This is a genomic window from Arthrobacter nitrophenolicus (assembly GCF_045833485.1).
Taxonomy (GTDB): domain Bacteria; phylum Actinomycetota; class Actinomycetes; order Actinomycetales; family Micrococcaceae; genus Arthrobacter; species Arthrobacter nitrophenolicus.
Map to the genome: position 1 here is coordinate 2,773,042 of NZ_CP174504.1, position 23,722 is coordinate 2,796,763.

Below are 23,722 nucleotides of genomic sequence, written 5' to 3' on the forward strand. Positions count from 1 at the left end.
CCAGACCCTAAGGGGTCCTTATCAACCTGCGCCCAGACCGCCGCGCAAACCGCTCGCCTCCACGATCATTGTTGGAGTCATTACCGCTCTTTTTATGCTGTTGGGGGCGCTGAGCAGTGGACTTGGCGGTGCGCTGGTGTTCCTGGCCATCTCGGCCGGGCTCACAGGCCTGTACGTCCTCCTGACCGGACGCCGTTCCTGGGCGTGGCTGCCTGCCACACGGAAGGCCGGCGCCGTCGCACTCGCCACGTCCTTTGCCCTCCTCCTCGCCGGCGGCGCAACCATGCCGCGTGTTTCCACCGCGGACCTGGAAGCTGCCGCCTCGGGAAGCACCGCGTCGGCCGCCGCAGCCACGGCGAGGCCAACCGCCACAGCCAGCGCGGCGCCGTCGTCCGTTCCCACTGCCCAGGAGACGGGCGCACCGCTGGATCCGGAGACGCCGTACCTGGTGGCGCACGGCGTGCCTGTCACCGCTCCGAAGGAGCAGCCCGCGTTCGCCACCCGGGCGATCGACCTGCTGGCCACCCTTCCCATCAAGGGCAGGGCGCCGAAGACGGGGTACGACCGGGCGCTGTTCGGCCAGGCGTGGGCGGACGTGGACCGCAACGGCTGCGACACCCGCAACGACATGCTCAAGCGTGACCTCACGGCCGTCAGCTACTTGAACAGCGTCCCGTGCAAGGTGAAGTCGGGCATGCTCGATGACCCGTATACGGGCAGGAGCATCAGTTTCCTGCGCGGGCAGGCCACCAGCAGTGCCGTCCAGATCGACCATGTGGTGGCACTCAGCGATGCGTGGCAGAAGGGCGCCCAGCAACTGACCACGGAACAGCGGACTGCGTTCGCCAATGACCCGCTGAACCTGCAGGCGACGGACGGCCCCACCAACCAGAAAAAGGGCGACGGCGACGCCGCCACCTGGCTGCCGCCGAACAAGGGCTTCCGGTGCGAGTACGTCGCCCGGCAGATTTCCGTGAAGGCCACCTACGGGCTGTGGGTCACCCAGGCGGAGCACGACGCCATGGCCCGGATCCTGGCCGACTGCAGCGGACAGCTGGCGCCGACCAACGCCCAGCCTCCAGCCCCTTCACCGGCACCGGTTCCGGCGGAGCCTGCACCGGCGGCTGCGGCACCAGCTCCCGCGGCCCCGGCTCCCGCACCCGTTGCTCCGGCTCCGGCTGCACCCGCACCTGCACCTGCCCCGGTTGCTCCGGCCCCCGTTGTTCCGGCGCCCGCTCCTGCTGCCGCTTACTACGCCAACTGTGCCGCCGCCAGGGCAGCCGGCGCCGCGCCGCTGTACGCCGGCCAGGCCGGTTACCGCGCCGGGCTGGACCGCGACCTCGACGGCGTGGCCTGCGAGTAGCCGGCCCATCTGTTGTGGGGTTCCGCTCGCCCCAACTGCATCACCATCACAAACATTCCTAGGGGGAAATATGACACTCAATCCGCAGGCTCCGCGAGGAGCCGTGAAGAAGACGCTGGCAGTTGTTGTGCTTGCCGGCCTGATGCTGACGGGCTGCGGCAGCAAGCAGGAGGCAACAGAACCGGCGTCGGCGGCAACTGCTGTGGCCACGGCTGCGGCCAAAGTCACCGTTCCCGGAGTCGTGGGCATGACCCTCGACAAGGCAACGGCGCAGTTGGAAGACCTCGAGTTTAAGGTCGAGGCCAAGGACATCGTGGACGGCAAGTCGATCTTCAAGAAGAGCAACTGGCAGGTCATCTCCCAGGACCCGGCTGAGAATGCCCAGGCTGAAGAGGGCTCCACCGTGAAGCTCGGGGTCAAGTCCCTTGAGAAGATCGAGGCCGAGAAGGCCGCCGCAGACAAGGCGGCTGCAGACAAGGCGGCTGCCGAGCTGGCTGCGGCCCAGAAAGCAGCAGCCGAAAAGGCTGCCGCGGACGCCGCCGCTGCAGCGCAGGCGGCAGCGGAGCAGGCTGCACGGGACGCCGCAGCCCGCCAGGCCGTCCCGGTACCGGCACCTGCCGCTCCGGTTGCACCCGCCCCGGCACCGGCTCCGGCGGCTCCGGTAGCTCCCGCTCCGGCTGCCGTCTACTACGCAAACTGCACAGCTGCACGGGCTGCAGGAGCGGCACCTGTCTATGCAGGAACACCCGGCTACGGGAAGCACCTGGACCGCGATGGGGACGGCATCGGCTGCGATAAGTAAGCAACCCGGACACACGAATGCCGTGGATACCCGCAAAGGGTATCCACGGCATTCGTGGCTTAAAGCCCGTTCCGCACTACCGCTCCCTGGGCCACCACCACCCGCACCTGCTCCAGCGCCGAGGCAGTGGCCAGCGGATCGGCGTCGACCACGATCGCATCGGCCTGTGCGCCGCGGACCAGGCGGCCGACGTCGCGCACGCCCAGCAGGTTGGCCGCATGGGTGGTGGCCGCCCGCAGCGCCTCCAGCGGTGACAGCCCGGCTTCGGCGAGCAACCGCGCCTCGGTGCCAATTGGGGTGACGTCCGTGCCGAAGGAGTCCGTACCGGCCACGATGGTCACGCCCGCCTCCTTCGCCGCCAGCACGGCCGCCTGCAGGATGGGCGTGTACTCCTGGCCGCGGGCCGCCAGGATCGGGTTGGGCGAGGACGCCATGCTGGTGATCGCATCCATCGTGGGCGTGAAGTACGTGCCGCGGCGCGCCATCTCCGCGATCGTTTCCTCGGACACGAACACGCCGTGCTCGATGCTGCGCACCCCGGCCCGGACGGCGCCGTCGATCCCCTCGGCACTGTACGCGTGGCACAGGACGCCCGCGCCGTTGGCCGCCTTGACCACGGCTGACAGCTGCTCCTGGTTGTACACCAGCTCGCGCGGGTCCTGCTCGGGAAGGCCTGCGCGCGGATTGGCGCGGGTCTTGATGACCTGCGCCCCGCGGGCGAGGTTCACCCGCGTGAGGTACGCCAGGTCGGCCGGCTGGCGGACGCCCGCGGGCAAGGTGGCGAGCGGGGCGAGGTCCGGATCGGCCAGCAGCGAGTCGCCGAGGTCGGGGGAGACGAAAAGCCCGGCCGGCGTCATCCGCGGTGAAATGCCCGGTGCCCAGCCCGGCAGCGCCGCCAGCGCCACGTCCTGGTAGAAACTGCTCGAGCCACTCCGGACGCTGGTCGCGCCGCCCTGCAGGATGAGCCGGGCGTCGGCCAGTGCGTTCGCGTGGACGTGCACGTCCACCAGCCCCGGCAGCACCCAGCGGCCGGTGGCGTTCAGCACCTGGGCGCGGCCCGCGACGGCGGCAACGGCCTTCCGCGTCTCGTCGCGCGTTCCGACGGCGGCCACCTTGCCGCCGTCGAGCACCAGCACGCCGTCCTGCACGGCGTCGCCGGTCAGGGGGTCGACGACGGTGCCGCCTTCGATGACCAGCGGCGGCTGGGCGAGGGGCCGGCCGTGGTAGTTGGGACCGGCCGGCCGGCCGGTGGCGCGGGCGGCGGAAGCACCGCCAAGCTGGGCAGCGACGCTGGCGACGGAAATGCCGGCGAGGGCCGCGGCGCCGGCGAGGATGCCGCGGCGGGGAAGCTTCGATGACGGCGTGGGCGCGGAAGTGTGGTCATGAAGGCACATCGTTGTCTCCTTTGGTTTGCCACGGGGAAGGCTGCTCCGGACGATGCTACTGGCTGGGCAACGGCGGCTGAAGGCCTACTCCCCGGTAGGCGGCCGAAGTCCGGGATACCAAACACCGGTTCTCTCCGGACCCGCCGGCCGCAGGTGCAGTGAACCCCGTACAGGGCTACCGCGGGCCCGGCGGGACTCCTAGGGTGGGAGCCATGGCTGATACATTCGCGTCCCTGATCGAATCGTTCAAGAACATCGGCGTCTCCCGGGCGTATGGAGCCCCGGTCCAGCTCGGAGGGGAGGAGGTCATCCCGGTGGCCATGGTGTCCTTCGGGTTCGGCGGCGGCGGTGAGGCCGGGCAGGAGGGCGCGTCCGGCGGCGGGGGAGGAGGCATGGTCCTGCCGCTGGGCGTGTACCGGAATGTCGGCGGGCAGGTGTCGTTCCGGCCGAACACCGTGGTGGCACTGGTCTGCCTGGTGCCGGTCATCACCGCGCTCGGCGGTGCGGTCCGCAGGGCAATCCGCGCGGCCAAGTCATAAACATGGCCACCTTCAACGGCTCCGGGGACCTTGAAGGTTCCGAGTTCCTGGACGTGGACCTGCGCGGGGCCCGCTTTGTCCGGTCCAGTCTGTCCGGAGCGGTAATGCGCGGCGTGGACGTGGACCAGGCGGACATCGACGCGCCGTGGCTCCTGGAAGGCGGCGGCTCCCTGCTGGTGAACGGCGTGGACGTTGCCCCGTTTGTGGAGGCCGAACTGAACCGCCGCTTCCCCGGCAGGGAACTGCGGCACGCCGGGGATCCGGAGGGGCTCCGCGAAGCGTGGGCGGAGGTGGAGCGGACGTGGTCCGCCACCCTGAAACGGGTTGAGGTGATGCCGGCCGGCACCGTGGACGTGAGCGTCGACGGCGAGTGGTCCTTCGCGCAGACGCTGCGGCACCTGGTCATGGCAACAGACAAGTGGCTCCGCGGCGCCGTGCTCGGGTACGGGCAGCCCTACCACCCCGCCGGCCAGCCGAACACCGAGTACGAGACGGACGGCCTGGACATGTCCGTCTTCTCGCCGGCCCCGCCGTCCTATGAGGAAGTGCTCGAGGTCCGCGCCGGCCGCGTTGCCATGGTCCGGGACTACCTGGCCGGCGTCACCGCAGAGGAACTGGGCAGCATACGAAAGAACCCGGACGATCCCAGCTACGGGGAAACCGTCCTCTCCTGCCTGCACACCATCCTGCAGGAGGAATGGGAGCACCACCGCTTCGCCGTCCGCGACCTGGACGCCATCGCCGCCGGGATCAAACAGAAGAAAGTGGGGACCGATGAAAACCAGTGAGCTGCTGCTGGACGCGTTCGGCAGGATCCGCGAGACCGTGGAAGCCACGCTGGAGGGGCTCGACGGCGGTTCCCTCGCCCGGCGCCCCGCCGGGACCGGGAACTCCATCGCCTGGCTCATCTGGCACCTTGGCAGGGTGGAGGACGCGCAGGTCGCTGACGCGGCCGGGCTGGAGCAGGTCTGGACGGGGCAGGGGTTCGTGGAGCGCTTTGGCCTGCCGCTGCCGGAACGGGACACCGGCTATGGCCACTCGAGCGGACAGGTGGACGCGGTGCTGGCGGAACCGGAGCTGCTGCTGGAGTACTACGACGCCGTGCACCGGCAGACCAGGGGCTTCCTTGAAGGACTCAGCGACGGGGACCTGGAGCGCGTCGTGGATAAGCGCTGGGATCCGCCCGTCACGCTAGGCGTCCGGCTGGTCAGTACGCTCGCCGACTGCCTCCAGCACGTGGGCCAGGCGGCCTATGCCAAGGGGCTCCACTAGCTCTGGTAGGCCGGCGGCATCTACAAACAGCAACCAACCCCAGGAGATGTACATGGCAGCGATACGGCGTTTTGACCACATCGGCATCACCGTTGCCGACCTGAAGAAAGTCACCGAGTTCTTCGTCGGGCTGGGCCTCGAGGTGGAAGGCGGGCCGATGGAACTGGAGGGCGAGTTCCTGGACACGGTGTGCGGCATCCCCAACTCCCGCACCGAGATTGTCATGCTGCGCCCGCCCGGCGGCGGAACCATGCTGGAGCTCGGAAGGTTCATCCGCCCCGCCCACCAGCCCGGCACACCCGACGCGATGGCCAACGAGCTGGGGCTGCGCAACATCTCGTTCGAGGTGGAGGACCTCAGAGGGACGGTGGACCGGCTGGCCGCGGAAGGCTACGGGCTGGTGGGCGGAATTGGCGAGTACGAGAACACCTGGCGCATGGCGTATGTGCGCGGGCCGGAGGGGCTCATCGTCTCCCTCGCCGAACGGATAGGCTGAACTAGCCCTGAACCGCGTACGCCTTCGGCAGCTTCAGCCCGCGCTCCTCCATGAGGGCGCGCAGCCGGGTGGGGTAGTCGGTGATGATGCCGTCCACGCCCAGGTCCATCAGGCGCTCCATGTCCGCGGTGGTGTTCACTGTCCACGGGATGACGGGCAGGCCCAGTTCATGTGCCTCGGCGATCATCCCGGGGGTGACCGAACGGAATGTGGGGGAGACGACGTCGTACCCCTGGGCGGCTGCCGCCTTGGGAAGGGAACCGTCGTAGTCGTCGATGTCGATGCCGCCCAGGTTGCGGCTGGCGCCGGGCTGGCCGACGCCCATCCAGGCGTCGCCGCTGGAGAGTGCCACGAGCGGCAGTTCGGGCGCCAGTTCCTTGGTGAGGTTCAGCGAGGACCAGTCGAAGGACTGCAGGGTGGTGCGGTCGGCCATGCCGGAGGCCTGGATCTCGGCCACTACGGCGCGGGTGAGGGACTCCATGCCGGCGCCGCCCACCTGGCTGCTCTCCACCTTGGTCTCCACGTTGAAACGGACCTTCGCGGCGCCGGCGGCCTCGACCAGGTGGTAAACGTCCCGAAGTTCGGCGATCCGGTTGCCCTCGATGACCTCCTGCTCGGGGTAACCGGCCAGCTGCACGTAGCCGCAGTTCAGGGTCCGGACCTGTGCCAGGGACAGCTCGGCCACGCGGTCGCCGACGTACGGGAATTCGGGGTCGCCCGCGGTGGCCGGCGCGGTGTCGATGCACTTGGCGGCCTGGATGGCGTCGTCGTGCCAGACAATCACCTTGCCGTCCTCGGTCAGGTGCGTGTCCAGCTCCAGGGTGGTCACGCCGAGCGCCAGCGAGTTGGCGAACGCGGCGAGCGATTCCTCGGTCCATTCGCCGCGGCCGCCGCGGTGGCTCTGCAGGTCGAACGAGCCGTTGCGTTCGTTCACCTGTACTGCGGACGTGGCTGCTCCGGCAGCGTTCGACGACGGCGCGCCGGCCTCGTCGCCCGGGGCGGCGACGGCGGGGCCCGCCATGGCGGCGATCAGCGCGGCGGCTGCCGCTGCGGTCAGGACTGTGCGCATGGGTGGTTTCCTCCAGCAAGAAACGGGGTCGGCCTGCAGGGCCGTTGACCCGTCCACGCTAGGGAGGGCAGGTGGCTGTTGTGGTGCAGCGAGTTGGAGCGGAGGTTAACGCCGGGTGCCGGGGTGACGCCGGCCGGGGACGGCGAGGGGCCCCGCCGGTTGCCCCGGCGGAGCCCCTCGGAGCCGGAAGGGCAGGTACTGTCAGTGGGTGGACAGCTCCGGCATCAGCCCCAGCTGGGACAGGAACTCCACCTGGTCGAAGTAGAAGTGGTGGGATGTAACCTCACCGTTTTCCACCGTTGCCACATCGCAGCTCCTGACCCGCAGCTCCTTGCCCGTGGGCTGGAGGGTATCGCCGGGAGACAGGTGCAGCGGCCCGGTGTTGGTCCCGACGATGATGCCTTCGTCAATGGCCACGTTTCCGGACTCATGCCTTGCCGTGTGCTCATAATGGACGTCCGGCATCGCTTCCCAGAAGTCGGCGAAGTACCCTACAATCGCGTCGCGGCCGCGCAGTTCCCCTTGGTCGGGGCCGTAGCCAACGGCGTCGGAGGCGTAGCACCTGGCCAGCGTCTCCCTGTCTTTTTGGTCCATGGCCGTGGTGATGCGGTCCATGACTTCGCGTGCCTGTCCCATTTCGACCTCCAAATTTTGGGCGGCCTCACGGAAGCGGGGGCCGCTTCGAGGATCGGCTTCTGCTGCTGCGGGAGCCACTTCCATTCCACCCCCGGGGTTCACGCGAGTCAACAGCCAAAAGACACCTGTGGTGGGGTGCGACGCCCTTGTTCGGCGCCAGCGGTGTGCGTGCCTGTCTTATGTCAGGCTGGCCGGCGGGCTGTGGCCGGGAGATGCCGGGCCGGGTCAAAGGTGTCGTACGACGACGCGCCAATGAGGAAGATACCGCGCTGCGGGATCCAGAAGTCCCCCAGCCGGGACTGGACACGGAGGGGTGCGGGGATGCCGAAGTCCTCGCCCGCCAGTGATGCTGAGCTGCGCGCGACGAACCACAACCGGCGCGGTTTGGCCCGGAAGCCCTGCCCGTTGGGCACGCTTCCGGTGAGCCCGAGTTTGCCGGTGCGGAGGACCGGGCCCGCTGCGGCGCCCATGGCGCCGAGGAATGCCTTCCGCTCCAGCAGGGACTCGGGCATGGCAGTAAGCATCCCCGTCATGGCGCTGCTGATGGAGGTCGGCTCCAGTTCAAGGTCCCAGGTGAGGGCGGCATCGGCGACGGCGACAGTCAGGGCAGCGTCGCCGGTCCAGGTGACAGTAACGGGGCACTGGACGGATGCTTCCAGCGCAGCGCCAAAGTAGCGGGCGCAGGAGAGCTCGGGCGGCGCGTCGGCGTAGACGGTCCAGGCGCCGGTAGGACGGCGCAGCCACACGGACGTGTAGCCGGGCCCAACGCTGGTGACGGGGAACCGGCGCATGGCCAGGACATGCCCTGAACTGAAGGGCAGCCCCATCACGCCGTAGCCGGAGAAGCGCTCGCCGTCACCGCTGCCAAGGGTGGCGTTCTGTTCGGCTTCGAGGACCTGGGCGCGGATGCTCTTCATGGATTCCTGACTCCCGGTCGGCGGTGCGGCCCAGTCTACGCCCGGCCCCCTGCAGCGACAACGGAGCCGGCATGGGTGGGCCCCGGGACCCAACAGTATGGGTGCCCCGGGGCCGTGCAGCAGGGGTTATGCCCTACTTATGGGAGCGTCGACTAGCCGGTGATCAGGATGGCAGGCTGGGTGAACCCCGCGAATGTCAGCGAGTACCTGAAGCTGATAGCCGTTCCAGTGACTTCCGGTGTCCAGTTGGGGTTGGGGCATGTGAAATCCGCGAGGAAGTCCGCAGTGCTCGTTCCGGTCGCGCTCTGCGCCGGGACGACGAGCCTGCCGTTCTTGGTCGAGGTAATCACACTGGACGTCGTGGTGGTTTCGGATTCCGTGAAGGGTTCGACGATCTTGCTGTTCACACCCGGGTTGTGGCATACCCCGGTGAATGTGCTGGTGACTGCCAACGTGACAGTCGCGTTCGTGTTCCCGACGCCGGCAATCTGCGTACCAGTGCAGGTTACGGTGAGGCCACTGAGGGTACAGACGGGCTCACTCGAGCCTTGGGCGTAGTGCGCCCCCTGCGGAGCGTTACCAAAGTTCGTGGCCGCCTGTGCGGCGGTCATGCCCGCTGCCAACGCGACGAACAATGCCGCGAACAGGGCCAGGATACGGCGAAGTGATTTCTTCATTTCTGACTTTCTGAAGAGGCCAGGGGCAGAACGCCGGTGGCTGGTGATAACAGGAATTCGCGGATACGGCTTTCGCCGGTCCGTGTGTGCTTTGGAAGCCCTCTTCAGGCTCCAAGAGCCACCCGGCCGCAGGACCTCCCAGTTCGAACTGCGCCTTTCAAATGGCGAGCAGCAGCAACGTGATTTGTTGCGCTGTTCTCGCCGCTGACTAGAGTAGGGCCGTGTCAGGCCAATTCTTCGTTTTGCTGATGGATTCCTTCAGTGCAAGTGCTGCAACTTGAATCCGCCGATGCCCAGCTCGTGGCGATGAGAATGCCGTCGGTGAAAGGCGACACGGAGGCCATTTCATCACCTCCCGGCGGGTACATTTTACGTCCTCACGCCTTAGAGAGGGCCGGAGCGGCGCCAAGTAGGGGAGGCCGGAGGGGGCATTAGGTAGGGGTTGGCGTCACCCGGATCCGGGCAATCCGCAGCCGGTCCATGGCGGTGACCGTCAGGACGTGCCCGTCCGCCTCCACCCGGTCGCCCACGTGGGGCAGCCGGCCCAGCCGGTCGATCATGAACCCCGCCACCGTCTCGTACTGCCCCTCCGGCAAGGCAATGCCGCACGCCGACTCGAACTCCTGAAGGATCAGCCCGCCGTCGACGTCCACTGAACCGTGCCCCACGGTGACGCTGTCCTCATGGTCCGCGCCGGCGTCGTACTCGTCGTAGATCTCGCCCACCAGCTCCTCCACCAGGTCCTCAAGCGTGACGATCCCGTCCGTGCCGCCGTACTCGTCCACCACCAGGGCGATGTGGTGGCCCAGACGCCGCATCCGGGACAGCGTGGGCATCACCTTGTTGGTGCCCGGCAGCGGGAGGATCTCGCGGACGATGGTCCGGACCGGGGCGGCGTCGTCGGTGCCGTTGCCCGGCATGAGGTCGCGGATGTGGACGAAGCCCAGGACCTCGTCGGGGCTGCGGCCGATCACCGGGTAGCGGGAGAACGGGCCGTTCCGTGCCAGTTCGCGGGCCTCCGCGACGGTCAGGCCGCCGTCGATGAACGCCACCTCGGTGCGCGGCCGCATGACTTCCTGGAGGGAGCGGTTCCGGGCCCCGAACACGTCGGTGAGGATGTCGCGGCTCTCGTCCTCGAGCGTGTCGCTTTGGGCCACCATGTCCCGCAGTTCCTCCAGGCCTACGCTCTCCTGCGTGGCGCGGGGGTCGCCGCCGAAGAGCCGGACCACGGCGTCGGTGGACACGGAGAGCACCCAGACGGCCGGCCGCATCAGGTTGGACAGGACGTGCAGGGGAGGGGCCAGGACCCGGCTGAAGCCGACGGCGCTCTGCATCGCCAGCCGCTTGGGCACCAGCTCGCCGAGCACCAGGGACAGGTAGGCCACCAGCAGCGTCATGCCGATGAACGCCACCGGTTCCGCGGCGGCACCGAAGCCTGCGGCTTCGAGGAGGGGCTCGACGTCGGGCGCCAGCGTTGACGCGCCGTACGCGGCGGAGAAGAAGCCGGAGAGAGTGACGCCGATCTGCACCGTGGAGAGGAACCGGTTGGGGTTGCCGGCCAGGGACGCGATCCGGGCGCCGTGCTTGCCGGCCTTTTCCATCCGGCGCACCTGGCTTTCGCGCAGCGACACCAGCGCCATCTCCGTGCCGGCGAACACCCCGCCCAGCAGCACGAAGAAGAGGACCAGCAGGAAGTTGACCAGGGTGTCGGCGTCCATGGTCAGACACTACCGAAAAGCCGGCAGGACGCTACGCCGTGCTGCGCTTCCTGAGCCTTGACTTCAGGACGGTGGCCGTCAGCCAGGTGACGATGCTGCACGCGGCCGCGCCCCACAGGATGTCGGTGATGACGACGACGGCGGTGAAGTCCTTGAGCACGGCGAACCCGGTCAGGGCCCAGGTGGCGTAGGTGAAGACGCCGAACAGTGCCGCTCCCGTGACGCGCTGCCGCAGGGTGGCGTCCGGATCGTTGGGCCGCACGCCGTAGTGCACCACGCCCGCCACGAAGATGAGGTAGAAGAGGACGGCGCCGGCCAGGTTGGTGCTGGGCGCCAGCAGGTGGCCGATCTGGTTCTTGTACAGCGGGCTTGCCACCGTCAGGATCCACGCGACGTCCAGGACGGCGAAGATCACGGCGCCCACCACGTAGGCGGTCAGCCAGTTTTGAAGGCGGGTGTTCATGCTGCTCCTTGGCTCGGCGGGGTAGGCGCACACTTGGTGCGTCCTACTCTGCGTTCGGAGCCGGAGGGGTGGGCAGATGGCCCTGCCCGCCGTCGCCTATGCCCGCGGCAGCCCGAGGTACCGCGGCACGTTCCCGGCGTACTCCCGGTAGGTGTCCCCGAAGAGCCGGGCCAGCGTAGCCTCTTCGTCCAGGACAACGGGGTGTTCCACCAGCAGTTCGGCCGGCATGGTCACCAGGACCCAGGACGAGCCGGCGAGCGTTCCCGCGCCCAGTTCGATGAGCCACCAGCCCACGTACATCGGGTGCCGGGTGAACGCGTACGGGCCCGTGGTCACCAGTTCCTCCGGCCGCTCGAGCGCGAAGGGGCCCGGCGAGCGGCGCCGCCGTTCAGCCAGCGCCCAGGCGTTAAGCCCGACGCCGGCCATCACCAGTGCGGCCCCTGCCGCCCGGTGCAGGGCCCGCGGCCCGGGGAGCGGCAGGGGACGGACCTTTGCGAGGAGGAGGTCCGCGGCTATCGCGGCCACGACCGGCAACGGCAGCGGAAGGTTGTCGTACGTCGCCTTGGCCCGGCGGGCCAGGGAAGTGATGGCGTTGCCCGTCATGGTCAGGACGGTTCCGGAGCGAAGCCGAGCCCGCGTTCGGCCAGGGCCGCTTCGAGGAGGCGGATGGCCCTGGGCCCGACCCCGTGCATGGCCAGGAGTTGGCCGGAAGGGTGTTCCGCCACCTGGGCCAGGGTGGTGATACCGGCCAGGAGCAGGGCGCTGTTGGCCGGCCGGCCGAGGGGCGGCAGGTCGCCGATCTGCGCGGGCGTGTCACGGGTGCTCATGGGGATCAGAGTACTCGCGGATGAGCGGGGGTGCGCATGCGGCATGCACACCCCCGCCTGGTTACCTGGGCCCGCTCAGCCGAGGTCGGGGATGAGGAGGACTTTGCAGGCGTCCCCGGTGAGGAGTTCCACCGCTTCATCGATCTGGCTGAGTTTCATGCGGTGCGTGATGAGCCAGTCGAGGTCCAGTTTTCCGGAGTCCAGCAGCAGCAGGCTTTGTTCCCAGGTTTCCCAGAGCCGGCGACCGAAGATTCCGCGCAGGGTGATGCCTTTTTTGTTGATGTGGGCTGCGATGTCGACTTCCGCGGGGCGGCTGGGGTGGCCGACGGTGATGACGGTGGCTTCGCGGCGGACGGCTTCGAAGAGGGTTGCCAGGGTGCCGGGGGCGCCGGAGCATTCGAAGGCGACGTCGAAGCCGCCGCGGCGGCCGGTGAGTTCGCGGCAGCGTTCGACGATGCCGTCGTTGGGGTGCAGTGCGATGGCGCCGAGCTTTTCGGCCTGGGCGCGGCGGTAGGGGTTGGGGTCGACGGCGATGACGTGGGAGGCTCCCATGAGCAGTGCCAGGTTGACGACGACGAGGCCGACCGGTCCTGCGCCGCTGACGAGCACGGCGCGTCCTGCGACGGAGTAGTTCGCGCGCTGGATGGCGTGGACGGCGACGCCGGCGGCTTCGAGCAGGGCGCCGGATTCCAGTGACAAGCCGGTGGGGAGTTTGACGCAGATGTCCTGGGGGACCGCCGCGTATTCGGCGAAGACACCGTCGATGTGCATGCCGAGGATGCCGGTCCGTTCGCAGGTGTGGGCGTCGCCGGTGCGGCAGGGGAAGCATTGTCCGCAGGTGAGGTGGCTTTCGAGGGCTACCTGGTCGCCGACCTTCAATCCGGTAACGCCGGCGCCGACTTCGACGACGGTGCCTGCGCCTTCGTGGCCGAGGATGACGGGGAGGTTGAGGTTGAAGGCCTGGGCGGAGGGGGTCCATTCGTAGAGTTCCCGGTCGGTGCCGCAGAGGGACGCGGCTCCTACCTGGATGACGACTGACCCTTCCGTGGCTTTGGGGTCTCCGGCGTCGGTGACGTACTTGACGCCTCGTTCGGCCGCGTTCTTTACTACTGCCCGCATTGGGGGCCGCCTTTCGTTGGTTCTGGTGATGCGTGAAGCAATTGCTTGTGGTTGTTACCCGGCGGTTTGGCCGGCGAAGCGGCGCAGGATGTCGGTGGGGCCCACCTGTCCGCCCTTGAGGACGAGCCGGCAGCCGGCGACGGCGGAGGAGCCGTCGGGCTGCAGGATCGGCCCTGCGGTGACGAACTGGTCGGAGACCCGGAGTTCGCGGACACCCATGGCGATGAGTGCGTGGCTGGAGGTATCGCCGCCACAGACTGCGATGTCGCGGGTGAGCCCGGCGCCGGCCATCCGTGCGGCGACGCCGCCGATCAGCGCGCCCACGTAGCCGGCGTCCAAGGGTGCGGCAGTTCCGTAGCGTGGGTCCGCCGCGCCGCGGGTGGTGTGGACGACGACGTTCCGGCCCTTTTGCAGGGCTGCGGAAACGCGCCGGTCCATGGCTGCCACGGCCGCCGGGTCGTGGCGCTGCAGCAGCCCGGCAGGGACGGGAACATCTTCCCAGCCGTTGGTGAGGGCGTCGTTGATCTGCTCTGCTGTGGTGCTGGACGCTGAGGCGCTGACGGCCAGCACGGGTCCCGAGGGCCGCTGCGGTCCTGGGGTGCGTGGGGCGTGGTCGGAAACAGTCCGCGCCAGGGCCGCCATGATGCCGCCGGATCCTACGACGATGGAGGGCCCGTGGCCGTGCTCTTCCCGGGTGAGGGCTTCGGCGACGGCGTCCATGTGGTGTTCGTCCACGGCGTCGACGACGAAGGCCTGCGCGCCGGGGTCCCGCCGGCGGTCCGCCCAGGCGTCCTTGAAGGTGCCGTCGTCGTAGGCGGGCAGGTGGATCGCGTCCGGTTCCCGGGCGCCGCCGAGCTGTTCGGCGAGGACCCGGCGCAAGTCGGCTTCGGCCATGGGGGTGGAGGGGTGCCGGGACATGACGGGATGGCGGTCCAGCCGGTAGGTCTTTCCTGCGTGGGTCGCGTAGTGGTTGCTGAAGGCGGTGTACCGCCCGAATCCTGGCTGGGCCGGGACCACGGGGATGGGGCCGTGGAGGGGGAACTGCTCATGGAGAAGCTGGATGCCGCGGCCGATGCTGCCGACGGTGGTGGAGCTGTCGAAGGTGGAGCAGACCTTGTAGAGCAGCACCTCCAGGTTCAGTGGTGCGATGCCTGCCAGGTCCCTGCGGACCAGGGTGTCGAAGGCTTCCCCGGCCAGGGACCTGGAGGGCCCGGCGATTCCGACGACGTCAGCATCGCCGGGCAGTGGCGCGTCCCCGATAACGAGGACAGCTTCGAGGCCGTAGCGGTGGGACTGGGCCAGGACGTCGGCGGCTCCGGTGAGGTCGTCGGCGACGAAACCGAAAGCGGGCATGTCAGGCACCTTTCGCGAAGGCTTGGACTGCGTGCAGGAGTGCATTGTCCCCCGTTGAGGAGAGTTTGTCGGCTGCCGTCTTGAGGGGGATTCCGTCCACGGCTGCTTCCCAGGCCTGGCGCAGGCTGCGCACCCCGGCGCCGGGGCCGTCGGGGTGGGCGGCGACGCCGCCGCCGGCGAGCATCATCAGATCCGTGGAGCCGACGGCTTCGAAGGTGGGTCCGGGGGTGGTGACGTTCTGTCCGGAGGACAGGACGGGCAGCGGGGCGATGGTCTGTCCGAGGGGTTCGAGCAGGCTGCGGATGTTCGCGGCGACCTCTTCGTCCAGTTCGTAGAACTTGCTGCCCAGTCCGCTGGCGTGCAGGTGGTCGGCGCCGGCGAGGCGGGCCATCTGCTGCCAGACCCGGTAGTCCATGCCCAGGCCCTTGGACCGCATCGAGGCCGCGAGGCCGGCGCGGTGGCCGTGGATCGGGACTTCGGCGAAGCTACGCAGCATGGCCAGGGCGGGCAGGCCCATGACCGGGATGTTCAGCATCACGCAGCGGCCGCTGGCTTCGACGACGAGGTCGTGGCGTTTGCGCAGGCCGGCAAGGTCGCCGGTGATGTTGAAGGCGTACATGGTGGAGTGGCCGGTGACCTGCTCGGCGGCGCGGATTTCTTCGGTAGCTACGGCTACCCGGCGTTCCAGGGGCAGGTAGGCGGGGTCGGTCATCAGTTCGTCGTCTTTGATCAGGTCGATGGAGGCCATCGCCAGGTCGCGGACCACGAGCCGGAATTCCTCTTCGGAGAGCCCGACGTTGGGCTTGACGATGGTGCCGACCATGACGCCCTGGACGTCACTGATGAGTTTGCGGGTCCCTTCGATGCCGAAGGCCGGGCCGGGGTGGGCGGCGACGAAGTCTTCGGGCAGGGCTATGTCCTGCAGGCGGCAGGCGTAGAGATCGCCCAGTTCGAAGAGGTTGCCGGCGATGGCGGTCTGCAGGGTGGCCAGGTCCGTGCCGATGTTCTCCATGGGGAAATCGACGGTGACAAGGGCAGCCCGGACCTTTTCCGGGGTTGACCGGGATGGCAGGGAGGGCCGGCAAAAGCCGAGCTCCTGCACGTTCGAGATGCGTGCGGCATGCCGCTCACGGATCCGGGCTGACTCGCCCGGCACCGGCAGGAACGTGCCGCTGGACTGCTCGCCGGCCATGATGGCTGCGGCCTTCTCGGGATCGATTTCGGACTCAAGGTAGTAGGTGCAGCGCACCGAGCGCGGGTCGCGCATGGTTTCTCCGTCCAGGAAGGGGATGTGCAAGGAATGGTTCAGACTGCGGCGGGGACCGGGTCGGCCGGCTGCAGGCCCCCGGCCCGCTTCAGGGCCCAGGACGCGACCATCGGGGCGAGCAGCGCTGTCACGAGGACGGCGGTGGCGGCCTGGGCTGAGGCGGAGGCGACGAAGGGTTCGAACCTGGGGTCGGCGACGGCGACTACCGCGGGGACGGCGACGGCGTTGCCGGCCGTGGTGCCGGCGGCGAATCCGATACCGCTCTTGGAACCGCGCCGCAGGACGAACCGGTACCCGAGATAGGTCAGGCCGCCGGTGAACACGACAACGATCAGGCCGAGGAAGATCCCGGCGGTTCCGCCGGTGAGCACGGTCTTGAGGTTGATGCCGGTGCCAACGGCGAAGGACATGAAGGGGATCACAATGTTCGGCACGTGGTCCAGGGCCTTGGTCCACTCGCGGTCCACGGCGCCGATGATCAGGCCGATGATGAACGGAATCAGTGCCGCGGCGAAGGCAAGCAGAGGGATGTCGCCCAGCCCGGACGCGCCCAGGAAGAGCAGGGCCAGGAACGGCCCGTCATCAAAGGCGCTGGCGACGTAGGCGCCGGTGTCCCGCTCGTCGCCGTACTGGCCGGCGAAGGCCAGCCAGAGGGCGCCATTGCTGTTGCCGAAGATGGCCAGCATCGCCAGGATCGAGACGCCTGCAATGCCTTCGATGCCGACCACCAGGCCCAGGGTCACCGCGATGGTGGCGGGGATCAGGGTCTTGCAGACCAGGACAACGGTGGTGGTGGAGGCGGCGGCCTTGCCGCTGTGGCTTCCGGTGATCTGGGCGCCGGTGGCGAGGATCAGCACGGCGATCAGCGTCAGGGTGCCCTCCTTGAACAGCGCCGTGGTGAAGCCGCCAATTTTGAGGGCTTCGGGAGCGAAGGTGTTCATCAGCACGCCCAGCATGAGCGGTATCAGCATCATGCCTGCGGGGACCTTCTGGAGGAAGGCGAACATCGGTAGGCGTGAGCGCCCGCCCTTCAAGTGCAGCTGCGTCATTTCTCGACCTTTCTACGTCTTTGTATGTTCCAGTCGCCGGATCAAGTCCGTACAATTAGTACGTACATTACCTGTGGTTCAGATCACCCGTCAAGAGGGAGATGCAACGCCCCGGGGCTAAGATGTGCTCAAGCGGCAAAGGAGTCAGTGTGAGTGTGCAACCAGCCGGGGCAGAGCCCCGGGAGCGGGCCAACGGCCTGAACCGGGAGGAAGGTCCGCCCCTTCATGCGCAGATCCGGGACATCCTGCACCGGCAAATTGTGGAACGGCCGCTGCTGCCCGGGTCGCCGCTTCCCACCGAAGAGGAACTCCAGAAACAATTCGGTGTTTCCCGCAGCGTCGTCCGCCAGGCGTTGTCCGGACTGTCCGACCTTGGACTGATCCGCCGCCAGCGAGGCCGCGGCAGCGTCGTGGCCGCCGCCCCGGTCCTCCGCCGGCATCTGCAGCGGGCCGGCGGGCTGGACGAACAGGCGGCCGCGCACGGCCAGCGCTTGCGGACGCACGTCCTTTCCGTCGAGCACGAGGCCCCGCCCGAGCCGGCGGTGAATGCTCTGAACACCACAAACACGTGGAAAATTGAGCGCGTCCGCTACCTGGAGGACGTCCCGGTGGCCTTCATGAGGACCTGGGTGCCTCGCGACCTCTTCCCGCACTTCACCAGGGAACTGCTGGAGAACGCTTCACTGCTTGGCCTCATGCGCGAGCACGGCTACCATCCGGCGGGCGGGCCCCGGCAGGTCCAGGCCGTGTCAGCAGATGCCGACCTGGCCCACAAACTCAGCTCGAACGTCCGCGAACCCCTGCTCCTGCTGCAAGGGGTGACACGCGACGCGCTTGGCCACGGCCTCGAATGGTTCAACGTCTGGCACAGCCCCAACACCGTCTTCGACGTGGATGCGCAGGTGACATCGCAACCCGGACGCGTATCCGAGGAACACATCCGGCGCCTGCGGAACCTGACCCGGCAGCTTGAATCGGAACTGGCTGATCTCGAGCGGGGCGCCGGGTAAGGCACCCGGCGGGCGCCGCCGTCGTCGTACCTTCCCGCAACGGGCCATACAAGAGCGTTCCTGCTCCGAAGACCTAGTGGGCGATACGCTTCGCCGAGACTTGGGAAGAGGACGGATCGTATGAAGGACGCAGACCGCAAGGCGCTTATTATCCTGCTGGTTGCGGTGGTGGTGGGGGTGCTCGTCGCCGTCGCGGGGAGCCAGGGCGGTGCCGCGGTGGGCGGCTTCCCCCTGTTCGCGCTGGGGGTGGCGGCCGCGTTCCTGATCCAGTGGCTGGCGTTCATCCCTGCCTTCAAAGCGCAGACCGAGACGTACTACGACCTCACCGGCGCCCTGACCTACATCTCCATCACCGTCCTGCTGGTCCTGCTGACCCCCGGCGTGGATACGCGGGCGCTGCTGCTCGCGGCCATGGTGGTGGCGTGGGCGGCGCGGCTGGGAAGCTTCCTGTTCCGCCGTGTCCGCAGGCACGGCAAGGACGACCGGTTCGACGAGCTCAAGCCCTCGTTCTTCCGCTTCCTGAACACCTGGACTCTGCAGGGGCTCTGGGTGGTCCTCACCGCGGCAGCAGCCTGGATTGCCATCACCTCGGCCACCCGCGTGGCGCTGGACGGGTGGGCGCTCGCCGGCTTTGTGGTGTGGGCCGCCGGCTTCGGCGTCGAAATCGCGGCGGACAGTCAGAAGCGCCGGTTCAAGGCGGACCCGGCCAACGAGGGGAAGTTCATTTCCACCGGCCTCTGGTCCAGGTCCCGCCATCCCAACTACTTCGGTGAAATCGTGCTCTGGATCGGCGTGCTGCTGATTGCCGTGCCGGTCCTGGAAGGCTGGCAGTGGGTTGCCCTGCTGTCCCCAGTGTTCGTCGCATTCCTGCTCATCAAGGGCAGCGGCATCCCGCCCCTGGAGAAGAAAGCCGACAAGAAGTGGGGCGGCCAGCCCGACTACGAGGCCTACAAGAAGAACACCCCGGTGCTGGTCCCGGCAGTCCGGTAGTCCGGCGCCCCGGCGCAGATCCCAAGTGCCGGACGGGCAGCCTCTGGCCCCCGCCCCGCCACATGGGTACGGTGTCCGCATGCAGAAGATATCGATTGACGCCCTGGCCCGCCAGCAGCTCGAGGCGGCCGTGGCGGTCTCCAGCGGGCGGGCGTCCGACACCGTGTTCGGCGGCCACGAGAAGAGGCTGCGGCAGACCGTGATGGCCTTCCGCGCCGGCACCCAACTGAGCGAGCACCAGAACCCGGGCGAGGCCACCGTCTACGTGATCAGGGGATCCGTGTGGCTGAAGTCCGGCGGCGAGGCCTGGCAGGGCAAGGCCGGGGACCTGCTGATCGTCCCGGACGGGCTGCACAGCCTGGAGGCCGAGGAGGACTCGGCGGTCCTGTTCACGGTGGTCAAGACGGACCGGTGACTTCAGTACGACGGCGGCGCCGGGCGTTCGCTTACTCCGTCACCGCTGCCGGGACCTTGCCTCTGTCCTTGACGGCAGGGGTGCCGCGGCGGCGCCAGTAGGCGGCCAGGAGCGCACCGGACACGTTGTGCCAGACGGAGAAGATGGCGCCGGGCAGCGCCGATTCGGGGGTCAGGTACTGCCGCGCCAGCCCCGCGGCCAGGCCGGAATTCTGCATGCCGACCTCGATCGCCGTCGTACGCCGGGACGGGACCGGCAGCTTGAAGAGACGGGCGGCGGCGTACCCGAGGGCGTAGCCCAGGCCGTTGTGCAGGATGACGGCGGCCAGGACCAGCAGCCCGGCGGCGAAGATGGCTTTGGCGCTTGCGGACACCACGGCAATCACCACGACGGTGATGGCGAGGACCGAAATCCAAGGCAGGGCGGGCAGGGCCTTGCTGACCATGCGCGGCAGGAAGACGCGGATGACGAGCCCCAGCAGGACGGGGAACAGGACAATCTGGACGATGGACCAGGCCATGGAACCGGCGTCCACCGGCATGTACTGGCCGGCCAGCCACAGGGCGAGCACAGGTGTCAGCAGCGGGGCGATCAGCGTTGACACGGTGGTCATCGCCACGGACAGGGCAACGTCACCCTTGGCCAGGTAGGACACCACGTTGGATGCCGTCCCGCCGGGGCAGCAGCCCACCAGGATGACTCCGGCTGCGAGCGCCGGAGGCAGTCCGAGTGCCGCGGCCACCAGCCAGCCGAGGAACGGCATGATGGCGTACTGGGCCACCACGCCGATGACCACCGGGACGGGCCGCTTGGCGATGACGGCGAAATCCGGGGGAGTGAGCGTCAGCCCCATGCCGAACATGATGAGCCCCAGGAGGGGGTTGATCCAGGGGCCCAAGCCGGAGAACGCGGCCGGCGCGGCAAGCGCGACGGCACCGCCGGCAAGGATGAGAAGCGGGAAAAGCGTGACGGCGATGCGGGCGCTGCGTTCTTCGGCTGATGACGTTGTGGCGGGTCCGGATAAAGGAGGCATACCTACCGGATTATCACGGGACGGGCCCGGTTCCAGAATCAGCCGTTCCCCGCCGTAACGGTTTGGCAATTCGATGGCGTTTGTGGACCGGATGCTTAGGGGTGGACGGGTACTCCGTTCTGGTCCACGGGGAAGCTGTCGATGACGTGGCCTGTGGCTGTCTCGATAATGACCACGGAATCCGCCGGCCAGGCAGGGTCGGGGACAACGGTATAGTCCACATCCGAGACATTGGTGACCTTGCCGGCGTCGTTCAGTGCGCGGTTGAAGGCGTCGACCACTTTGCCGGTCCTGACGTTGACGGCCACGGTTTCCTGCGGCAGTCCCGTGGCGTCACCGGACAGCGGCGTCGCATTCCACCAGCCCTCGTACCCGCCAATGGTCGTCGGCTGTTCAGGCACTGCCGCCGCTGCCGGCGCGTGGGCGGGTGCGGCGGTCTCTCCGCCGGCGCAACCCGCCAGCGCGATGGCTGCAACAATTCCTGTGAGCCCCAGTCCAACTTTCACAACTTCCCCCAGAGTTGGTGCGACAAAGTTTGCACCGGCCGCAGAGCCGGGCCGGTGCATATGCTCCTAAGCCTAGGGGAAGCTATTCAGCGGCCCGTCCAGCCACTGCTCCACCTCACTCTGCGGGCGCTAGCCGCAGGCCGGGTAGGATCGAACGGTTGCCGGACTGCGGCCACAGTTTTGGGGGAAACACGTGAAAACAATGTCTTTAAGGCGCGCCGCGAAGCCGCACCGGAAACCAGGCCGACGCCGGATGCGCCCGCCGCTGCGGGCGGCGGCCACCACGCTGTCAGCCGCCGCCGCACTCCTGCTGGCTCCCGCCGTCGTCGTGCTTCCTGCCCACGCCGACGCCGGACTCGTGGTAGGCCCCGGCGTCCAGCCGCTGGGCATAGCCGAAGGGCCGGACGGCACCCTCTATGTCAGCGACTACGACTTCCATGGCAGCATCAGCGTCTACCCGCCCGGGGAGACCAGGCCGTCCCGCACCATCGCGGCCCACTTCCCGACGTCGCTGGCCGTGACGCCGGACGGGACGCTGTATGTGTCCCAGTCCGGTGGATCCGGCAAGGGGGAAATCGGGATGGTGGCCCCTGGATCGGACAAAGCCACCCTGGCGATCAAGGTGTCCGGCGGGTCGCATTGGCTGGCGGTCGGACCGGAGGGCTCCCTGTACATGGTGGACTCGGCCGAAAATTCGGTGTCCGTCGTGAAGCCCGGTGATGCCCGCGTGGAACGCCACATCCAGGCCGGGCCGTCCCCGGTGGAGGCGGCCGTGGCCGTGGACGGGACCGCCTACATCACCAATCAGTTGGCCGGCACCGTCAGTGTGGTTCCGGCCGGCGCTCCGGCACCTTCACATACCATCGACGTCGGCACCAAGGCCCAGCCCCACGGGATTGCGGCAGCGCCGGACGGGACCGTGTATGTGGCCGGCATCCTCACGAATGACCTGGCGGTGATAGAACCCGGCGGCACCGCCGTGGCACGGCGGATTCCCGTGGGCACTGCGCCGCAGGAGGTGGTGGCCGGTGCCGACGGGACGGTGTATGTCACCAACAGCTTGGACGACACGGTCTCCGTCATTCCCGCCGGAGCGGCCGCTGCCTCCCAGACCGTACCCAGCGGGGACGATCCCGGCCGGATGGCTGTCCGCCGCGACGGATCTGTTGTGGTGGTGAACAGGGGCGACAAGTCATTGACGGTGATAGAGCCTCCGACGGCGGCACCCGCCACAGCGGCTTCGCTGGAGCAAGGCGCGGCAGGCGGTGCCGGTCCCGGTGGCGCACCAGCAGCGGCAGAACCAGCCAACCCGGGTGCCGTGCTTAGCCTTCCGGTGATGGCCGGTGTGGTTGGCGGCCTGGTGCTGTGCGCCTCAGCCGCCGTTGTCTTGCTGCTGCGCCGCCGGACAGCGCTCTGACAGCAACGGGCAATACGGTTGGGCTCGAAGAGCATATGGGCGATTCAGGCTCCGCCGGTGATGACCGGCGGAGCCCTCAGGCCCTGCTCACGGGTTACTGCTGCGCCGGGCCCAGGGGATCGGGAGTGACCGGCTGGTCGTTGGCCGTCAGGTCGATGCCGAAGTCCTTGGCGAAGACCAGGCGGGTGGACTTGTAGATGCCGGTGTGGTTCTCGTCGAGCTCGAAGACGCGGGCGCCGCGGAGCCGGTTCCGTTCGGCGCCGGGCAGGCCGTACGCGCCGAAGCCGGTACCCGGGCCATAGCCGAGTTCAACGCCGTAGTAGTTGCCGACGTAGGTGTTGACGTGGTCGTGGCCCACAAAGTAGCCGCGCACGTCGCCGCGCTCCAGGAAGGCGTTGAACAGGCCTGAGTTGAAGGGGCCAGGGCACTCGTCCTCGTTCCGTTCACCCACGATGCTGTGTTTCTTCACGGCACGCTGGTGGTCGGCGTCCGTCCGGGAGTCCAGGCTCGCGAACCACATGTTGCGGTGCTCGTGCAGGGCGATGTGGCCCCACATCAGGGACGGGATCTTCCGGCCGTACTTCTGCTCGGTGGCGATGGAGAGGTTCCGGTACCAGGTGACCTGGTCCATCCGTACCCAGTCCCAGTCCGGGTACCCCTCGAAGTCCTGCCCGTTGATGCTGTCCGGGGCGTAGCGGCCGGTGTCGATGAGCCACAGTCCGAAGGCAGGATCCTTGGACTTTGAGGACTGCACCAGCAGCAGCGAGTTGGAGGTGCCGGTGACGCCATCGGTGGTGTCGCCGTTGACGTTGTACTCGTAGCTCTGCAGGAACTGCAGCATCCTGGCTTCGGTCATGCCGGTCTTCGCCGCGGAGTCCTCGTCGTGGTTGCCGAACGTGACGGCCCAGGGGATCTTCCGGCTCTCCATCGGCTTCACCACCTGGTTCAGCGCCTGCTTGACCTCCAGTTCGGTGTCGCAGCCGCCGTTGATGACGTCCCCGTTGATCACCACGAAGTCCGGCTTTTCCGCGTCAAGCGTGCGGTCCATGAGCTCGATGGTGCGGCGGTCGGTCTGCTCGTCGTCCTGCGTGTCGTTGAACTGGACCACTTTGAACCGGCCGTCGGGCCGGAATGCCAGGGTGGGTTTGGGGGCCTTGGCGCCCGGGGCGGCGGTGGCTCCGGTGCCCGCAGCCACTGCGGCGCCCAGGGCGCCGAGGGCGCCGGCGGTCGCCAGGGCAGCCCTCCGGCTGAACGTGTGCTGGTCGATCTTGATGGTCATCGCTGCCTCTTCCGCGTCATGCGCGGCGGGATTCCCGCCGCCGTCCCAGCGACTCTAGGAAGCCGCGGGAACCGGTTCCCAAACGCAGGGTGAACAGCTGCGGCCACTCGCCCAAAGGGA

The 23,722-nt window shown here is 68.3% G+C and carries 26 protein-coding genes; 10 read left to right on the top strand and 16 right to left on the bottom strand.

Annotated elements, in window-relative coordinates:
* Positions 1-94 precede the first annotated feature (94 nt).
* Both ACJJV6_RS12955 and ACJJV6_RS12960 read left to right on the top strand, forming a co-directional pair.
* Positions 95-1,363 carry a DUF1524 domain-containing protein gene (locus tag ACJJV6_RS12955; protein ID WP_407709085.1) on the top strand — a complete coding sequence of 423 codons (1,269 nt, stop codon included), beginning with the start codon at positions 95-97 and terminating at the stop codon, positions 1,361-1,363.
* A gap of 70 nt (positions 1,364-1,433) precedes the next feature.
* The gene (locus ACJJV6_RS12960) at positions 1,434-2,165 is read left to right on the top strand and encodes an excalibur calcium-binding domain-containing protein (RefSeq protein ID WP_407709086.1); all 732 of its coding nucleotides are present in this window, start codon (positions 1,434-1,436) and stop codon (positions 2,163-2,165) included.
* Between the two features lie 59 nt (positions 2,166-2,224).
* On the opposite strand, the gene ACJJV6_RS12965 is transcribed toward ACJJV6_RS12960, so the two are convergent.
* Positions 2,225-3,559, bottom strand: coding sequence for an amidohydrolase family protein (locus tag ACJJV6_RS12965; RefSeq protein WP_407709087.1), 1,335 nt, complete (start codon positions 3,557-3,559; stop codon positions 2,225-2,227).
* Positions 3,560-3,762: 203 nt separating this feature from the next.
* Here ACJJV6_RS12965 and ACJJV6_RS12970 point away from each other — a divergent pair, with 203 nt between their 5' ends.
* Genes ACJJV6_RS12970 through ACJJV6_RS12985 form a run of 4 tightly spaced genes read left to right on the top strand, consistent with a single transcriptional unit; the run spans position 3,763 to position 5,857 of the window.
* Complete coding sequence (locus ACJJV6_RS12970) at positions 3,763-4,089, top strand: hypothetical protein (protein WP_407709088.1); 327 nt, start codon at positions 3,763-3,765, stop codon at positions 4,087-4,089.
* 2 nt (positions 4,090-4,091) lie between these two features.
* The gene (locus ACJJV6_RS12975; RefSeq protein WP_407709089.1) at positions 4,092-4,877 is read left to right on the top strand and encodes a DinB family protein; all 786 of its coding nucleotides are present in this window, start codon (positions 4,092-4,094) and stop codon (positions 4,875-4,877) included.
* On the top strand, positions 4,864-5,361 hold the full coding sequence (locus ACJJV6_RS12980) for a mycothiol transferase (protein ID WP_407709090.1): 498 nt from the start codon (positions 4,864-4,866) through the stop codon (positions 5,359-5,361). The genes ACJJV6_RS12975 and ACJJV6_RS12980 overlap by 14 nt, the downstream gene beginning before the upstream one ends.
* Positions 5,362-5,413: 52 nt before the next feature.
* On the top strand, positions 5,414-5,857 hold the full coding sequence (locus ACJJV6_RS12985; protein WP_407709091.1) for a VOC family protein: 444 nt from the start codon (positions 5,414-5,416) through the stop codon (positions 5,855-5,857).
* Between the two features lies 1 nt (position 5,858).
* Here the strand turns inward: ACJJV6_RS12985 and ACJJV6_RS12990 are convergent, their stop codons facing one another.
* The 12 genes from ACJJV6_RS12990 to ACJJV6_RS13045 form a co-directional block, all read right to left on the bottom strand.
* The gene (locus ACJJV6_RS12990; RefSeq protein ID WP_407709092.1) at positions 5,859-6,926 is read right to left on the bottom strand and encodes a glycerophosphodiester phosphodiesterase family protein; all 1,068 of its coding nucleotides are present in this window, start codon (positions 6,924-6,926) and stop codon (positions 5,859-5,861) included.
* Positions 6,927-7,127: 201 nt separating this feature from the next.
* Positions 7,128-7,562, bottom strand: coding sequence for an ester cyclase (locus ACJJV6_RS12995; protein WP_407709093.1), 435 nt, complete (start codon positions 7,560-7,562; stop codon positions 7,128-7,130).
* Between the two features lie 182 nt (positions 7,563-7,744).
* Complete coding sequence (locus ACJJV6_RS13000; RefSeq protein ID WP_407709094.1) at positions 7,745-8,479, bottom strand: hypothetical protein; 735 nt, start codon at positions 8,477-8,479, stop codon at positions 7,745-7,747.
* 152 nt (positions 8,480-8,631) lie between these two features.
* A complete protein-coding gene (locus ACJJV6_RS13005) occupies positions 8,632-9,156 on the bottom strand; it encodes a hypothetical protein (protein ID WP_407709095.1) in 525 nt (174 codons plus the stop codon).
* A 431-nt stretch (positions 9,157-9,587) separates the two neighbouring features.
* Complete coding sequence (locus tag ACJJV6_RS13010) at positions 9,588-10,874, bottom strand: hemolysin family protein (RefSeq protein WP_407709096.1); 1,287 nt, start codon at positions 10,872-10,874, stop codon at positions 9,588-9,590.
* A 31-nt stretch (positions 10,875-10,905) separates the two neighbouring features.
* Positions 10,906-11,337, bottom strand: a complete 432-nt coding sequence (locus ACJJV6_RS13015) for a DUF2177 family protein (RefSeq protein ID WP_407709097.1) — start codon at positions 11,335-11,337, stop codon at positions 10,906-10,908.
* A 96-nt stretch (positions 11,338-11,433) separates the two neighbouring features.
* Positions 11,434-11,940, bottom strand: coding sequence for a methyltransferase family protein (locus tag ACJJV6_RS13020; protein WP_407709098.1), 507 nt, complete (start codon positions 11,938-11,940; stop codon positions 11,434-11,436).
* 2 nt (positions 11,941-11,942) lie between these two features.
* Positions 11,943-12,164, bottom strand: coding sequence for a hypothetical protein (locus ACJJV6_RS13025; RefSeq protein WP_407709099.1), 222 nt, complete (start codon positions 12,162-12,164; stop codon positions 11,943-11,945).
* 75 nt (positions 12,165-12,239) lie between these two features.
* Positions 12,240-13,283: an alcohol dehydrogenase catalytic domain-containing protein gene (locus ACJJV6_RS13030; RefSeq protein WP_009358755.1), complete on the bottom strand. Its 1,044-nt coding sequence runs from the start codon at positions 13,281-13,283 to the stop codon at positions 12,240-12,242.
* Between the two features lie 54 nt (positions 13,284-13,337).
* The gene (locus ACJJV6_RS13035; protein ID WP_407709100.1) at positions 13,338-14,636 is read right to left on the bottom strand and encodes a four-carbon acid sugar kinase family protein; all 1,299 of its coding nucleotides are present in this window, start codon (positions 14,634-14,636) and stop codon (positions 13,338-13,340) included.
* Between the two features lies 1 nt (position 14,637).
* On the bottom strand, positions 14,638-15,903 hold the full coding sequence (locus ACJJV6_RS13040) for a RuBisCO large subunit C-terminal-like domain-containing protein (RefSeq protein ID WP_407709101.1): 1,266 nt from the start codon (positions 15,901-15,903) through the stop codon (positions 14,638-14,640).
* A gap of 38 nt (positions 15,904-15,941) precedes the next feature.
* The gene (locus tag ACJJV6_RS13045; protein ID WP_407709102.1) at positions 15,942-16,952 is read right to left on the bottom strand and encodes a 2-keto-3-deoxygluconate permease; all 1,011 of its coding nucleotides are present in this window, start codon (positions 16,950-16,952) and stop codon (positions 15,942-15,944) included.
* 149 nt (positions 16,953-17,101) lie between these two features.
* Between ACJJV6_RS13045 and ACJJV6_RS13050 the strand changes: the two genes are divergently transcribed.
* The 3 genes from ACJJV6_RS13050 (at position 17,102) to ACJJV6_RS13060 (ending at position 19,367) form a co-directional block, all read left to right on the top strand.
* A complete protein-coding gene (locus tag ACJJV6_RS13050) occupies positions 17,102-17,962 on the top strand; it encodes a GntR family transcriptional regulator (RefSeq protein ID WP_407709103.1) in 861 nt (286 codons plus the stop codon).
* A 120-nt stretch (positions 17,963-18,082) separates the two neighbouring features.
* Entirely contained in the window at positions 18,083-18,952 is an 870-nt protein-coding gene (locus tag ACJJV6_RS13055) for a DUF1295 domain-containing protein (RefSeq protein WP_407709104.1), read from the top strand.
* Positions 18,953-19,031: 79 nt separating this feature from the next.
* Positions 19,032-19,367, top strand: coding sequence for a cupin domain-containing protein (locus ACJJV6_RS13060; protein WP_407709105.1), 336 nt, complete (start codon positions 19,032-19,034; stop codon positions 19,365-19,367).
* A gap of 31 nt (positions 19,368-19,398) precedes the next feature.
* Here the strand turns inward: ACJJV6_RS13060 and ACJJV6_RS13065 are convergent, their stop codons facing one another.
* Together ACJJV6_RS13065 and ACJJV6_RS13070 are read right to left on the bottom strand one after the other, a co-directional pair.
* Positions 19,399-20,400, bottom strand: a complete 1,002-nt coding sequence (locus ACJJV6_RS13065; protein ID WP_407709106.1) for a bile acid:sodium symporter family protein — start codon at positions 20,398-20,400, stop codon at positions 19,399-19,401.
* A gap of 95 nt (positions 20,401-20,495) precedes the next feature.
* Positions 20,496-20,906 carry a hypothetical protein gene (locus ACJJV6_RS13070; protein WP_407709107.1) on the bottom strand — a complete coding sequence of 137 codons (411 nt, stop codon included), beginning with the start codon at positions 20,904-20,906 and terminating at the stop codon, positions 20,496-20,498.
* A 253-nt stretch (positions 20,907-21,159) separates the two neighbouring features.
* On the opposite strand from ACJJV6_RS13070, the gene ACJJV6_RS13075 reads away from it, so the two are divergent.
* Positions 21,160-22,323 (top strand): hypothetical protein, encoded by a 1,164-nt coding sequence (locus ACJJV6_RS13075; protein ID WP_407709108.1) that lies wholly within the window; start codon positions 21,160-21,162, stop codon positions 22,321-22,323.
* Between the two features lie 94 nt (positions 22,324-22,417).
* Here the strand turns inward: ACJJV6_RS13075 and ACJJV6_RS13080 are convergent, their stop codons facing one another.
* Positions 22,418-23,602 carry a metallophosphoesterase family protein gene (locus tag ACJJV6_RS13080; protein ID WP_407709109.1) on the bottom strand — a complete coding sequence of 395 codons (1,185 nt, stop codon included), beginning with the start codon at positions 23,600-23,602 and terminating at the stop codon, positions 22,418-22,420.
* Between the last annotated feature and the right edge of the window lie 120 nt (positions 23,603-23,722).